The sequence below is a fragment of the Alicyclobacillus acidocaldarius subsp. acidocaldarius DSM 446 genome, from assembly GCF_000024285.1.
Classification (GTDB): Bacteria; Bacillota; Bacilli; order Alicyclobacillales; family Alicyclobacillaceae; genus Alicyclobacillus; species Alicyclobacillus acidocaldarius.
This window is the reverse complement of the sequence record NC_013205.1, coordinates 2516174-2529590: the sequence shown is the minus strand read 5'-3', so window position 1 is coordinate 2529590 and position 13417 is coordinate 2516174. Positions and strand designations below refer to the sequence as shown.

Annotated in this window: 11 protein-coding genes; 7 read left to right on the top strand and 4 right to left on the bottom strand. The window is 62.2% G+C overall.

Annotated features, from left to right (window positions below; genetic code table 11):
- Positions 1–14: 14 nt before the first annotated feature.
- Genes AACI_RS12155 through AACI_RS12135 form a run of 5 tightly spaced genes read left to right on the top strand, consistent with a single transcriptional unit; the run spans position 15 to position 5641 of the window.
- Positions 15–893, top strand: a complete 879-nt coding sequence (locus AACI_RS12155; RefSeq protein WP_012811708.1) for an alpha/beta hydrolase family protein — start codon at positions 15–17, stop codon at positions 891–893.
- 17 nt (positions 894–910) lie between these two features.
- Positions 911–2236, top strand: coding sequence for an ABC transporter substrate-binding protein (locus AACI_RS12150; RefSeq protein WP_012811707.1), 1326 nt, complete (start codon positions 911–913; stop codon positions 2234–2236).
- A 59-nt stretch (positions 2237–2295) separates the two neighbouring features.
- Positions 2296–3228 carry a carbohydrate ABC transporter permease gene (locus AACI_RS12145; protein ID WP_148213789.1) on the top strand — a complete coding sequence of 311 codons (933 nt, stop codon included), beginning with the start codon at positions 2296–2298 and terminating at the stop codon, positions 3226–3228.
- Positions 3229–3247: 19 nt separating this feature from the next.
- Complete coding sequence (locus tag AACI_RS12140; protein WP_012811705.1) at positions 3248–4093, top strand: carbohydrate ABC transporter permease; 846 nt, start codon at positions 3248–3250, stop codon at positions 4091–4093.
- A 21-nt stretch (positions 4094–4114) separates the two neighbouring features.
- Positions 4115–5641: a glycoside hydrolase family 28 protein gene (locus tag AACI_RS12135; protein WP_012811704.1), complete on the top strand. Its 1527-nt coding sequence runs from the start codon at positions 4115–4117 to the stop codon at positions 5639–5641.
- Positions 5642–5743: 102 nt separating this feature from the next.
- Here AACI_RS12135 and AACI_RS12130 read toward each other — a convergent pair whose 3' ends face one another.
- Both AACI_RS12130 and AACI_RS17135 read right to left on the bottom strand, forming a co-directional pair.
- Positions 5744–6826: a multicopper oxidase domain-containing protein gene (locus AACI_RS12130; protein WP_012811703.1), complete on the bottom strand. Its 1083-nt coding sequence runs from the start codon at positions 6824–6826 to the stop codon at positions 5744–5746.
- An 11-nt stretch (positions 6827–6837) separates the two neighbouring features.
- Positions 6838–7917, bottom strand: a complete 1080-nt coding sequence (locus AACI_RS17135) for a multicopper oxidase family protein (RefSeq protein ID WP_012811702.1) — start codon at positions 7915–7917, stop codon at positions 6838–6840.
- Between the two features lie 105 nt (positions 7918–8022).
- Between AACI_RS17135 and AACI_RS12120 the strand changes: the two genes are divergently transcribed.
- Positions 8023–8253 carry a hypothetical protein gene (locus AACI_RS12120; protein ID WP_012811701.1) on the top strand — a complete coding sequence of 77 codons (231 nt, stop codon included), beginning with the start codon at positions 8023–8025 and terminating at the stop codon, positions 8251–8253.
- A 117-nt stretch (positions 8254–8370) separates the two neighbouring features.
- Here the strand turns inward: AACI_RS12120 and AACI_RS12115 are convergent, their stop codons facing one another.
- A complete protein-coding gene (locus tag AACI_RS12115) occupies positions 8371–10074 on the bottom strand; it encodes a M3 family oligoendopeptidase (RefSeq protein ID WP_012811700.1) in 1704 nt (567 codons plus the stop codon).
- 181 nt (positions 10075–10255) lie between these two features.
- On the opposite strand from AACI_RS12115, the gene AACI_RS12110 reads away from it, so the two are divergent.
- The gene (locus AACI_RS12110; protein WP_245530611.1) at positions 10256–12145 is read left to right on the top strand and encodes an AMP-binding protein; all 1890 of its coding nucleotides are present in this window, start codon (positions 10256–10258) and stop codon (positions 12143–12145) included.
- Between the two features lie 16 nt (positions 12146–12161).
- Here AACI_RS12110 and AACI_RS12105 read toward each other — a convergent pair whose 3' ends face one another.
- Entirely contained in the window at positions 12162–13349 is a 1188-nt protein-coding gene (locus AACI_RS12105) for an acyltransferase (RefSeq protein WP_012811698.1), read from the bottom strand.
- Positions 13350–13417 lie beyond the last annotated feature (68 nt).

Genomic DNA, 13417 nt, shown 5'->3' with positions numbered 1-13417 from the left:
AGGAGGGAAGCCCGGTGCCGCGAGGGGCGTCGAACGAACGAGTGGAGGCCCTCGTTCGGCTGCTCGGCCTGGAGCCCTCGGAGAAGCCGAGATCCTTGAGCGAACTCGTGGCGGATCGCGAAGTCCACGTGCTCCTTCCGGAGGGCACGGCGCCCGCGGGCGGCTATCCCACCGCCGTGTTGATCCACGGCCATTCGCCGCTCGGCTACGATTACTTTCGCAGCGCGAACGAGGTGTACGTCAAGGGCGCACCCGTGGCGGAGCTTTTGCGCGACGCGGGCTTTGCGGTGGTGCTCCCGTCTTTGCGCGGGTTTGGCGCCACGATGGACCCGGTCGATCGCGCCCTGGGCCTGGAGCACAGCTGTGAGCGGTTCGCGCGGCAGCGACTGCTCGTCGGCCGGACGCTCCTCGGCGATCGCGTCCGCGATCTGATGGAACTCCTGGATGCGATGGAGATGGACGGCCGCTTCGACATAGAGAGCCTTGTCACGGCGGGATTTTCAGGCGGCGGCACGGCCGCGCTGTTTCACGCGGCCTGCGATTCGCGGGTCCGCCACCTGATCCTGCTGTCGGCGTTGTGCACCGCCCGGCATTCGCTCCTTGCTACGCGGCACTGCCTGTGCAACTACGTACCGGGTCTTCTGAACTTCGGCGATTGGGGGGATGTGGCGGCGCTCGTGGCGCCGCGGCGCCTGACCATTGTGCATGGCGAACGCGACGGCGTGTTTCCGTTCGAGGGTGCGCGTGCAGCGTTTGCAGCGGTCGAAGCGGCGTACGAGGCCGTGGGTATGACAAAGCGTGCGATGTTTCTTGCACAACCTGGGGGTCATGAGCCGTATCCGGAGGTTTTGTGGCAGTTGATGGGTGTCGGTCTCAAGCGTGCGACAACGTGAAACGAGGAGGAATCCGCATGCGAAAAAAGAGATGGACATGGACGGCGAGCGCCGCGGCTGCGCTGGTGTTGGCGGGCTGCGGCACCGCGGCGGCGCAGGGCGGTTCGAGTGGGTCGCAAGCCGGGCAGGCCGCGGGAAGCGCGGACTCGAAGCCGGTGGTCACGCTCACCTTCGGCTTCTGGGGCGATGCGAAGGAAGAGGCGGTCACGCTGGCCGCGGTGAAAGCGTTTGAGAAGGCGTATCCGAACATTCACATCCAGACCGAATTCGGAGGGCCATTCAATCAGTACTTCACGAAGCTGTCCACCGAGGTCGCGGGCGGCAACGCACCAGACATCATGCAGATGGATTACGAATACATTGACGCCTACGCCAAGGAAGGCCAGTTGCTCAACCTGAAGGGCGCGAAGGGAATCAACATCTCCACCATCAGCCCGAGCGTCCTGAAGAGCGGCTACATCGACGGCGGGTTGTATGGCATTCCGAATGCGCTGAATAACTATGCGGTCATCTACGACGAGGCCGCGTTTGCCAAGGCGGGCTATCACGGCCAACGCGTTTCATGGCAACAGTGGGCGGATATCCTCGAAAAGGTCCATAAGGCGACAGGCAAGTGGGCCGAGAACGACGACGAGAGCTGGCAGACCTTTGGATACTGGGCGCGCCAGCACGGTCAGCACCTATACAACGCCTCCGGGACGAAGCTCGGATTTACCGAGAGCACGCTCGTCTCCTATCTGAACTACTGGGCGAATCTTCGCAAAGAGGGCGTTGTGCCGCCCGGGACCGTGACATCCCTCATCAAGCAGACGGCCGATCCGACGGATCCGATGGTGCAAGGGAAATCGGATGCGGAACTCACCTGGGTCAACTACGTCGTCAGCCTGCAGAGCGAGATGACGCGAAGCTTGGCGCTGGCCCTTCCGCCGACACAGCCGGGTGGAGAGGAGGGCCTGTATATCAAGCCGAGCCAGTTCTGGAGCATCTATTCCAAGACGAAGTATCCGCAGCAAGCCGAGCTCTTTGTCAACTTCTTGCTGAACAACGTCCAAGCGGGCAAGGCGCTCGGGCTCGTGCGCGGCATCCCGGTGTCGTCCTCCGTCCGCACTCAGTTGATGGCATCCGGCACCTCGGCGCCTGAAAAGGCCGAGTTCCAGCTGGTGAACGAGGCGCTCAAGGTGGCCACGCCCATCGATCCTCCGCCGCCGCAGCACGACAAGGAGATCGACCAGGACTTCGCGAACATGGTCCAGGCTGTGCAATACGGCAAGGAAACGCCCCAGCAGGGCGCCGAACAGTTTATGCAGGAGGCGAACGATCTCCTGCAGAACGGCGGCGAGTGACGTCTCTGAGGACGGGGCCCGGCGCACCGCCGGGCCATTCCGGAAAGCGGGGTGATCGCGTGGCTGTGGCAACCACGACCAAGGCCAACGTGAAGGCAAAAGGTGAGGCCGTGAAGGCCGTGCGGCCGCGCAACGAGAAGGTCGCCTATCTGTTTCTGAGCCCATGGATGTTCGGCCTGGTGGTGTTTTCGCTCGGGCCCATCCTGGTCTCGCTCTATCTGTCCTTCACCAATTACAACTTATTGCAGCCGCCGAAATGGATTGGCCTCGAGAATTACGTGCACATGTTCACGCAGAGCCAGCTGTTCGCCACTTCGCTGGTGGACACGCTGGAGTACATCTTGATCTCGGTGCCCATCAAGATGGTGGTCGCCCTCGCCATCGCCCTGCTCCTCAGTCTCGAGGTCAAGGGGATTGGCGTGTATCGGACCGTCTACTACGTTCCGTCGCTCATCGGCACGAGCGTCGCCGTCGCGTACCTGTGGCAACAAATGTTTGGGCCCGACGGTCTCATCAACAAGGGTCTGGCGCTCGTCGGCATTCACGGGCCCAATTGGCTCGCCGAACCGCGCACGGCCCTGTTCACCCTGGCTATGCTGCAGGCTTGGCAGTTCGGTTCTGCGATGATGATCTTCGTGGCAGGACTGAAGCAGATTCCCGAGTCGCTGTATGAGGCCGCCATCGTGGACGGCGCGGGCCGGCTGTACCGGTTCTTTCGCATCACCATCCCCATGTTGTCGCCAGTCATTTTCTTCAACCTGATCATGTCCATCATCAACGGGTTCACCCAGTTCACGCAGGGATACATCGTCACGGACGGTGGGCCGCTGAACGCGACGCTGTTTTTCGCGCTCTACCTGTACGAGGAGGCGTTTAACTTCCAGAACATGGGCTACGCGTCGGCGCTGGCCTGGTTCCTCTTGGTCCTGGTGGGCGTGCTGACGTTCTTGGTGTTCAGGTTCGGAAGTCGCTACGTGTATTACGAGTCCTGAGGGAAAGGAGGAGAGGGCTGTGACCGGAACCATCCGCACGCGGCGCGGAATCGTCCTCGCGCACGCCGTGCTCGTGATCATCGGATTCTTTCTCATCTATCCCGTTCTCTGGATGGTGTTTGGCTCATTCAAGCCGACCAACGAGATCTTCTCCAGCGCCTCGTTTTGGCCCAAGCACTGGACGTTCGCGAATTATCCGCAAGGTTGGAATGCGATTCCTGGCCTTCCGTTTGGGACGTTCATCCTGCATTCGCTGTCGGTGTCATGTCTGGTGTCTGTCGGCACGGTCATCTCGTCCGCGATTGTCGCGTTCGGGTTCGCGCGTTTCACGTTCCGAGGCAAATCCATTCTGTTTGGCATCATGATGATCACGATGATGCTGCCGACGCAGGTCACGCTCATTCCCCAGTACGCGATGTTTCACGATCTGGGCTGGATCAATACCTACTATCCGCTCATTGTGCCCGCGTTCTTTGGCAGCCCGTTTTTCATCTTTCTCATCGTTCAATTCATCCGGGGGTTGCCCAAAGAATTGGACGAGGCCGCGAAGATCGACGGCTGCAACGCCTTCACGCTGTTTGTGCGCGTCATCCTGCCGCTCATCGTGCCGGCGCTCATCACCACGGCCATCTTCAGCTTCATCTGGTGCTGGGATGACTTCTTCTCTCAGTTGATTTACCTTAATTCCGCGCAGAAGTTCACCGTGCCGCTCGGGCTGGAGTCGCTCGCGAACGCCGTCGCGCAGGAGGAGTGGGGGCCGCTCTTCGCCATGTCCACCGTGTCGCTCATTCCGCTCTTCCTCATCTTCTTCTTCCTTCAGAAGTACGTCGTCCGCGGCATCGCCACCACGGGCCTGCGCGGCTGACCACGAAAGGAGGTGACATGCGTGCACAGGTGGAAACGTGGTCTGTCGGCAGGCGCAAGCCTCGCGCTGGTCGCGGCAGCCGCCACCGGTTGGACCGTTCACGCGCGCTTCGCGCACGCCGACAACGTGGTCGATCTCGTCGCGCAGACGGGCGATCTCGACGCTTCTCTCGCCCAGGTCCTGCACGGCGCGCCGTTTGCCATGCCCATCCCGTCGTTGCCGGACATCGTGCCCCGCGTCTACGACATCACCGAGTACGGCGCGAAGCCGGGCATCGGCCAGGTGAACACACAGGCCATTCAGGCGGCCATCGACGCGGCAAGCCAACACGGCGGTGGCATCGTCGACATTCCGCCGGGGTATTGGGTCACCGGTCCCATCGTGCTCAAGAGCCACGTCGATCTGAACGTGGAGTCCGGCGCCCAACTCCAGTTTTCGGGCGATCACGACCTGTATCCGCTCGTTCCGAGCGGGAATTCCTACATCGTTCAATCGCCCATCAGCGCGACAAACGCGGTGGATGTCGCCATCACGGGTCACGGCGTCATCGACGGCGCCGGCAATACGTGGCGGCCCGTGGAGAAGTCGAAGCTTTCGGCGGATCAGTGGAATGCGCTCGTGGCGTCGGGTGGCGTGGTGTCGCCGGACGGCAGCACCTGGTGGCCGACGGCGCAGGGTGCGAACGCCCAGGCGTATATCAAGGCGCATCCGAACATGACGTATCAGGACGACTTGCAGGTGAAGGACTACCTGCGGCCGTACATGGTGTACTTCCAGGGATGTCAACGCGTGTGGCTCCAGGGCGTGACGTTTGAAAATTCGCCGTTTGCGACCGTGAAGGTGAACACCTCCAAGGACGTCGTCATCGACGACGTCAACATCCGCAACCCGTGGTACGGGCAGAACACGGACGGAATCGACGTGTCGGCCGATGAGAATGTCGTCTTGTATCGCGACGTGATCGACACGGGCGACGACGGCATCGCATTGGAGTCGAGCGGGAACGACGCGGCGGGGGTGTTCAACGAGCAGGACGTCGTCGTGGCGGACTGCATCGTGCACAACGGCCACAGCGGTTTCGCCGTCGGCAGTTACACAGACGGCGGCATCCGGGACGTGTGGGTGACGGGTGACGTGTACGACGGCACGGAGTCGGGCCTGCGCTTCAAGAGCGGCGTGGGCAAGGGCGGACTGGTGGAGGACATCGACATGGACCACATCGTCATGCGGGACATCAGTGGAGCCGCCATCACCTTCGACGACGGGTACGTGGACAACGGAGCGGACACATCATCGCTTCAAGCGCCCGGGCCAAACTCGTACGTGCCGCAGTTTGAGAACATGACCATCTCGAACGTGAGTTGCGAGTACGCGGGCCAGTCCATCTACATGAACGGCCTGCCGAACGCCCCTATCTCGAACATCATGCTGGACGACGTCAACATCACGGCCAATAAGCCGCCGCAGATTCAGAACACCTCGAACCTTGTGGAGAATCAGGTGCAGATCCAGTCGGGCGTGACCATGCTCGGCGAGATTCCGCACTGACAGACAGAAGACCAGGCAGAAGGCCGAGGGGCAGCCGCCGCGCTCGGCCTTTTTCCATGCTGACGACAGCCGGTCGCGAGCGCGCGCAGACATCCCGCTGCCTCATTTCACATGAATGAACGTGACAAGTCCTCCCATCCTGTCGACCTCGTCGTCCGGATTCATCATGTGGTCGAGGATATGACAGTGAAACATCCAGTCTCCGCGCACGTCGGCGGCAAATTCGATATCGGCCGTCTCGCCCGGCGCGATGGCGAGCACGTTCATCGGGCGCGGAACGGGCAGCGGGTGTCCGTCTTCCGCCAGGAGCCAAAAGGTCGTCTCGTGCACGTGCATGGCGTGATCACACATGCCGCTCGCGTTCACGATGCGCAGCACGACGCGGCTCCCGTACGGCGCGGTCAGTTCGGGCGCGTTGGGATACGGTTTCCCGTCCAGGCCGAACGCGTTCTCGGTGGTCGATCCGTCCACCATCCACGCGTCGATCTCGTACAAGGCGTCCACCTTGGCGAAAGGGTAGAGGGATCCGCGCGCCGGATCGATCAGAAGCACGCCGTGCAGGCCCTGGTCGATCTCGCTCGCCATGTCGGTGCCGCTCTCGTACAGATGCGTGCCGACCATGTCCGGCGTGACCGTGAAGCTGTACAACCGCTCGCCGCCCGGGGGGATGGGCCGCTCGGTCACGCCGCCGATGCCGAGTTGGGACGCGGGCAGCGGGAGCCCCGGGAAGTTCAGAGTGGTGGGTTCATTCAGCTCGTTCTTCAACAGGATCTGGACGCGATCGCCGACGCGCACGCGGATGACAGGGCCCGGCACCTGGCCGTTGTATCCGCACGCGACCACGACCTTGCCCGGATACAGGTACCAGTTCACCTCGCTCGCGACGAGCGTGAACCGCTTGATGCCTCCGGGCAGCATTTGCGGGGTCATGCCCTGCTCGTCCATGACCCGGTCGGCGTCTGCGTTTTGTTCGCGAATGAGAGCAGGGGTGATGGACAGCGGGCCCGCGTCGGGAACGCCTTCCGGCACGGGGAGCGATCCCACGGTGCTCGTCGGCGCCATGGACATGGTCGCGGACGCCGCCTTGGCGCCCGCGCGCAGGATAGGCGACGCGTGGATCCATGCGAGGGCGAGCGACGCGCAGGCGCCGAGTGCTGCAACCAGAGCTGGGACGGTTCGGCGCATGGTCCACCTCCTCACGGGGTCACGTGGATGAGCGTCATCATGCCACCCACGGGGTCCACGGAGTCATTCGGGTTGATGAGCGAACTCGCCACGGTGTCGTAAAACGGGAAGGTGCCGGTTTCGTCCGCCGTGAACTCCACATCCACCGTTTCGCTCGGTGCGATGGACACGACGCTGACCGTCTGCGGATCCGGCTGTGGCTGACCGTCCTGCGCCACAATCTTCACATCATATCCATCGATGGTCATGGCGTGGAACGTCTCCGCGCACGCGTTGACGATGCGCATGTACACCGTCGTACCGCGTTTCACCGTCAGCTGCGGCGTGTCCGGATACGCCTTGCCGTTGATGAGGAACGTGTTCTCGTTGTCCGATCCGTCCTGCTTACCCGCGCCGAGCACAAACAGGACGTCGCGCACGTGGCGCATGGACGGCGGGGGCGTTCTGGGATCGACGATGATCACGCCGTTCAGTCCTGCGTCGACCTGATAGTCGTCGTCGTAGTGGCTGTGATACCAATGCGTGCCGACCATCTGGCTTGTCGCGGTGAACCGGTAGACGAACGTGCCGCCCGGCTGGATGGCGGGCTCGGGAAAGCCGGGTACCCCGTCCATGTCGTTTGGCACCGCCAGTCCGTGCCAATGGATGGTGGTCGGTTCGGGGAGATCGTTGTGCACGACGATCTCGACGCGATCGCCCACGCGCACGCGGATGAGCGGCCCGGGGACTTGCCCGTTGTAGCCCCACGCCCACAGGTTCACGTTTCGGTAAAAGTTCCAGCCGAACTTGGATACGGTGAGCGTGAATTGCTTGACGCCGCCGGGCAGGATGCGCGGGGTGAGCGCGACCTCGTTCATCAGGTTGACAGCGTCCCGGTCTTCTTGTAGGATTTGGGCATTCGTCAGAACGGGCGGGGGCGTGGGCGGCGGTCCGTCGTCGCCGGTGGAGTTCTGCATGGCCATGGAAGCGGCGCCGTTTGCAATCTGCGCGTCGGCGTGGTGCAGCGCGGCCTCGCCGATGCCCGCCAGAGAGACGGCCCCAAAGCTCCACATGGCCGCCCAAGCGGCTCGACGCAGGGGTTTGTTTCTCAAGGGATGGGCCTCCCCTCGCAGTTCTCTGAGGGTATGATGAAGCCTGCATATGAAGAAAGGGCCCCGTTTTTGTGAAAGCCACGTAAAAATTGAGGGGGACGGAACATGTGGTGGCTCCGAGGATTTGGAGCGTCGCATGCGTTTTCGAGCGGATTCTTTTCTCATAGCTATGGCTACGGATACGGAGGCTATGGCTTGGGTCACATGTTTGTGAACGGGTTGGTGCACGGGCTCGGCTTCGGCATCGGCTACGGCATTGCGCGCCACATCCCGTTCACGCTCATTCTCATCATCGCCATCGTCGCGCTGGTGTGGTGGATGGCCCGCAGGCGGTGAGGACGCCCCAGCCGGCGGGGACTGGGGCGTTTCGCCGTGCGCCCGGCATGGGCGGTAGCTAGGCGGTGAAAGTCCGCTGCGGGGGGCAGATTCCGGCGACGTGGTCGCGAAATTCGCTCAGGACGGCAGGCGGGTTTCCAGGTGGTGCAGAGCGTCCCGAACGCGCGGTACCACGTTCGCCAGCGTCGATTCGTCGAAGGGTGAGCGCAGGCCCGCTTCGCTGACCAATTCCAGGAACGAGCGGCTGCCGCCCAGGCTGCACAGCCGGAGATACGATTCCCACGCCTCGGACGGATTCTCCTGCATCCAGAGGAAATACTGCAGCGCGCACACCTGCGCGAGCGCGTAGTCGATGTAGTAAAACGGGTAGTTGTAGATATGGAGCTGACGCTGCCACAGACCGCCTTCCTCGAGGTACGGCATTCCCTCGTAAAATTCGTCGCCCCGGTTCATGTAGATGCGCTCCAGTTCCCGCCACTTGGCCTTGCGCTCGGCGGGCGTCATCTCCGGGCGCTCGTACACGGCGTGCTGGAACTCGTCGACCGCGGCCATGTAGGCGATGGACACCAGGGACTCCGCCAGATGGGTGTAGAAGAACTTGTCCGCGTCCTCCTGGAAGAAGAGCGGCATCCACTTCCACGTGAAGAATTCCATGCTCATCGAGTCGATCTCGGCTGCCTCCGCCGTGGGGAAGAAATACTCGGGCAGCTTCATGTCGCGCGACTGGTATACCTGAAACGCGTGCCCGGCCTCGTGCGTGAGGACGGTGACGTCGCCCAGCGTGCCGTTGAAATTGGCGAAAATGAACGGCGCTTTGAAATTCGGGATGAAGGTGCAATAGCCGCCGACTCGTTTGCCCTCGCGGCTCAATAGATCCATCAGTTCGTGGTCCAGCATGTACTGAAAGAACGCGTCCGTCTCCGGGGATAGCTCCTTGTACATGCGCCTGCCGTTCTCCAGGATGAAGGCCGGATCGCCTTTCGGGTTGGCGTTGCCATCTCGATACCAAAGGTTGATGTCTTGGATGCGCAGGGAAGACAGGCCAAGGCGCTCCCGCTGTTTGTCGCGAATCTCGGCGGCGAGCGGCACGATGTGCTTCCGGATGGCCTCGCGAAACGCAGCCGTCTCCCTCGGGCCGTAGTCCGTGCGGCTCATGCGATCGTAGCCCATCTGAACGAAGTTCTCGTACCCGAGTTTCTGGGCCATGGCCGTGCGCATGCGGACGAGATCGTCGTAGATTTGGTCGAATGCGTCGCCGTGCTCCGCGAAAAAACCGAACATGGCGCGAACGGCGTTTTGCCGGGTCTCTCGATCCGGCGATTCCGTGAATTTGGCCATCTGGCTGAGGTTGTACGTCTCCCCGGCGAACGGAATGCGGGCGCTCGCCACGAGCTGATTGTAGTCGGTGACGCGCGCATTGACCTTCTGCATGTCCTCCACAATCTCGTCGCCGAACGATCTCGTCTGCACCTCCGCGAGTCGGAACCACTGGCGTCCGAGGCGCTCCTCCAACGCCCGGCGGTGCGGCGAGGCGATGAGCGCCTGGCGCAAGCGGGTCTCCAGCGCCTCGACTTCCGGCGACGCCTCGTCGAAAAACGCCTTCTCCGCCTTGTAAAACTCGTCCCGCGTGTCCACGGAGTTGCGGATGTAAGCGAGTTCAAACATGGTCTGAAAGTCCATGCGCAGCCGGTTCACTTCCTGGAGGGCGTCGAGCGCGGCCTCGGGCGTGGTAGACGCCTCGAATTCGTCGATGAGCCGCAGAACGTCGTGTTTCAGCGCCGCCAGATCCGGTCGCTGATACTTCATCTCGGAGAACTTCATGGCGGTCCTCTCCCACTCGTCAGAAATGTTCGTCCGTTCAAGCATACCATAAATGGGCGTATCCGAATGGCGCGAGCCGTGCTACACTGGTGCCACAAGTGCCCGATTCGCGATGTGATAGGAGATGACTATGAAAGCGCTGTCTTCTCACCATCGATGGAATACACCCGCTATCTATCTGTTGAATGTCACCTTATATACGCGATTCCACGAGACGCTGGCGCTCTTTCCGGCGCACGTGCCGGTGTTCGTGAACGCGAAGGTGCAGGAGCGGTACGGGGCAGCCTTGGGATCGCGGCAGGTGGGCGTGATCGACGCGGAGAGACCCATCACGCTCAAACCGCTCATGGAGGCGCTGTCCAGTGGCGCGGCGCTCGTCGCGCTCGACACGGATCAGCGCGGCTTTCAGGCCGTCGCCCGCTACGCCACGGAGCGCCGGATCCCGGTCATCCCGGTGTACGGGCACTCGCTCGTCATCGACGAGGAACATCCGCTTCCCTTCGACGATCCGCGCTCGGCGCTCGACACCCTGCAACATTTCCTGTTCCAGAGTTACATGGGACCGCGCACGGTGGCGTCGGTCAACCTGTTCGACGAACTCGTGCAGTCCGCGCGCTATTACGGAGAAGATCGCGTGATCGTCAAGGACATGATGGGCAGCGCGCGGTACCGGGATGTGTTGCTCCAGAGCTATGTGCTCGGCACCGCGCTTCGCCGGATGATTCGGCGCCATCGAGTCGGGGTGATGTTGCCGAACTCGGTGGGCCACGTGGTGGTCTTGTTCGCGATGTTTTACGCGGGCCTGACGCCTGTGATGCTCAACTACTCGAGCGGGGTGCAGACGGTCGTCGACGCGTGCGAGACGGCAGGCGTCGACGTCATCCTGACGTCGCGCGAGTTCATCGAGAAGGGGCAACTGCAGGAGCTGGAGCAGGCGCTGACGGCGCGGTACAAGCTTCACTACATGGAAGATGTGCGCAAGGAGATTGGGCTCGGCGCGAAGCTCGCTGGTTTGTGGGCGTTCAGGCGCAGGCGTCCGGCACATCCCGGCTCGAACGAGATCATCCTCTTCACGTCGGGAAGTGAGTATCGCCCGCGCGGGGTGGTGCTCTCGCACGGGAACATTTACGCCAACGTCCAGCAGACGCGGTCCGTGATCGACTTCGGCACCGAGGACCGCATGTTGAACGCCATGCCGATGTTTCACTCGTTCGGGCTCACGGCGGGGGCGCTGCTTCCGCTCATCGCGGGCATCCAGGTCTATCTGTATCCGTCGCCGCTTCACTATAAGCGCATCCCCGAGATCTGCGGCCAGGAACGGTCCACCATCCTGTTTGGCACGTCGTCGTTCCTCGAGAAGTACGGGCAGAACGCGACGCCAGAGCAGTTTGCGCATCTCCGCTATGCCGTGGCCGGCGCCGAGCGGCTCAAGCCGGAGGTGGAGCAGGCGTGGCTCCAGAAGTTTGGGCTTCAGATCATGCAAGGATATGGGGCCACCGAGACGTCGCCCATCATGTCCCTGGACACGCCCATCAACCACAAGCAGGGCTCGGTGGGGCGGTTCTTGCCGGGCCTTCGCTATCGGCTGGAGCCCGTCGACGGGATCGAGCAAGGGGGGCTGCTGCACGTGCAGGGGCCCAACGTGATGAAGGGCTATCTGGTCCACGGCGAGGGCTTCGTGGAGCAGACGGGCTGGTACAACACGGGCGACGTCGTCGACGTGGACGAGGATGGATTTGTAACGATTGTGGGCCGGCTCAAGCGGTTTGCGAAGATTGCGGGCGAGATGATCTCGCTCAACCTGGTGGAGCAACTGGCGGCGCGCGCGTATGGCGATCCGGCCTTTGCGGCGGTCTCGATTCCGGATCCGGCGCGCGGCGAGCGCATTGTGCTTGTCACGACCCACAGAGGCCTGACGCTCGCTCCCATGCGCGATCTCGTCGACCGGATGGGCTACTCGCGCATGCACGTGCCGGCGGAAATCCGCGTGATCGACGAATTTCCGCTCCTCGGCAGCGGAAAGACCGACTACGTGACACTGAAGGCCATGGTGGAGAAGGGGCGCGCGTGACGCGCCCCGCTTCCGGTCACGCGGCCCGGCGAACGGGCTCGCCCCTGGTGTGGCGGAGTTTGGCCCTTCGGCCCACCACATAGGACACCACCGGGATCTTCATCAGGACATACGCGGCGAGCATCGAGGAGAAGTAGCTGAACAAGACCGCCGCGGGCAACAGCGCGTAGTGCAGCCACACGGGAATTCCGCGCCCGTCGAGATTGTCGATCACGACCTCCATGGCGTACAGCGGAAACGGCTGGATGAGGTAGATGCCGAACGAGGTCTGCGAAGCCACGCGGACAAAGCGCGAAAACGGCCTCCATCCAGGCAGCTCCTTCCGCTTCGCCCACGCCAAACCCGCGTACCAAAAGGCGCAGGTCACCACGAGGCTGTATGGCACCATGATGGGCTGCAGGACGAGTTCCGCGTCGTCCTCGTTGTCGTGCATGACCAGTCGCTCGAGAAAATAGTGCCCGAAGAGCACAGCCAGCGAGGCGACGAGCGCGGCAAAGAGCGCCTTCCGATGGCGTTCCATCCATGCGGCCACCTGATCGTAGTGGCATGCCAAGACGCCGCCTGCGAGAAACCAGAACTGGTACATCAGGAGATTTCGGTCTCGATACGTGTAAAGATCATACAGCCATTTGGGCCAGCCGGTGGGCGTGAGGCTGTCGAGGACGTTTTGGTTGAGCCACATGAGGCAGATTTCGAGCGCAAAGCTCGCCACGAGGATGTGCACGTGGTACTTCGCGGCCTTGCGGATGCCATACAGCAGGAGAGGAAAAATCAGATACAGCTGCATGGAGACCACGAGAAAGTAAAGGAAGAACATGTTGCCGGTGAGAAGACTGTGGATGATGGCGGGGACCAGGTTGGACCACGTCCATGAGAACCCTGGCGTCAACAGGGCGACGAACGCGATATAGGCCAGCGTCCAGACCACGTATGGGATCACGATGAGTTGAAATCGTTTGCGCCAGAACGGAAGCGGGCGAAACGGGGCCTGATGCAGATAGGTCGTGAAGAGCACGAGGCCCGTGACAAACATGAACGTCTCGCGCGTGAAGTGCGTCGCCGTGATGAGCGCGCCGAGCGCGTAAAAGCCTGGCGTGCCGTCGCTGTTGAGCACGTTGAAGAAGGACAGCGTGTGCACGGTGAGCACGCCGAGAATGACAAATGCCCGCATCAAGTCGATCTCGTCCAGGTATCGTTTCCCCACGAGCACCTTGCCCCCTTGTATCTCTCGAAACTCAAAACATTTTATCCGACGTATCTCGAACTTGTTTC